At 35.8% G+C, this 938-nt stretch carries 1 protein-coding gene; it reads left to right on the top strand.

What is annotated here, in order from left to right:
* Nucleotides 1-38 precede the first annotated feature (38 nt).
* A complete protein-coding gene (locus tag BCT81_RS27560) occupies nucleotides 39-845 on the top strand; it encodes an FRG domain-containing protein (protein ID WP_102426522.1) in 807 nt (268 codons plus the stop codon).
* The last annotated feature ends 93 nt before the right edge of the window (nucleotides 846-938 follow it).

Below are 938 nucleotides of genomic sequence, written 5' to 3'. Positions count from 1 at the left end.
GAATCATTATTTATATAGGTGAGTGGTAGAAAATAGATATGAACAATAAACGGTATATAAGCTCACTCAAAGAACTGTATCAAATAATTGATTCATATATTAAAGAGTGCAACGAACCTTGTGGGTTGATTTATAACGTTTGTGATTACGAAAACAATAACTTGATGCCTAGCTTGGGTCGTTCTAATCGTAAGAACTTACGCCGAGTCGAACAAGATTTGCTTTCAACGGTTCGTATCTATGGTGGGCATTCATTGCACTCTCACGACATAAATGATTGGTTGCTGATGTGCTTAGCAAAGAAGCAGGGATTTCCCACTCGTTTACTTGAATGGAGCGATAACCTGCTTAATGCGCTGTGGGCTTTGTGTCATAGCCAGAGTAAAGACTGCATTAATATTACTAAAGCAATTGATTTTGAAAGAGTTAGTGATTTCTTTACACCATGTGGTGTTGAGAAAACTCAGATATTTCATGTTGTTGATTGTGATCAGCAAGAACAACGTAAGGACAAATGGTATTCCATTCATCCGTTTAAGGAAGGTTGCAATGATGCCATTCAACCTTTGTACGACGAGCAAGGATATTCAAACGGTCTAGTATCCGTTCATGTTCTTCCGTCAGCCAAAGTAAATCTGATAAAGGAGTTAATATCCATGAATGTGTTAAATGAACCTACAGAGTATAACGAAGAGACACTGGTTGATTTGAAAAGTGAATCACACGTCGATGGAAATAAGGTTATGGGTAAAGATGGAAGCAACATCGAATTACAAGTTAATACTCATAATAGAACTTTGGAACAATATGGTCGAAAGTACCATCAAGATTTTGACTTCGACTAACGACTAATATCTTTATTGAAAATTAAGGCTTCGCTCAAGTCTGATTTTAATTATTTAAATAGAGTGAAGTCTTGTTTAAATAAATTAGAACAC

The organism is Vibrio sp. 10N.261.52.A1 (assembly GCF_002876325.1).
Classification (GTDB): domain Bacteria; phylum Pseudomonadota; class Gammaproteobacteria; order Enterobacterales; family Vibrionaceae; genus Vibrio; species Vibrio chagasii.
The sequence above is the reverse complement of the archived record's forward strand: the minus strand, read 5'-3'. Positions and strand labels throughout refer to the sequence as shown.

Coding starts and splice junctions, on each gene's coding strand:
- BCT81_RS27560 (WP_102426522.1), top strand. CDS start 39: ATGAACAATAAACGGTATATAAGCTCACTCAAAGAACTGTATCAAATA.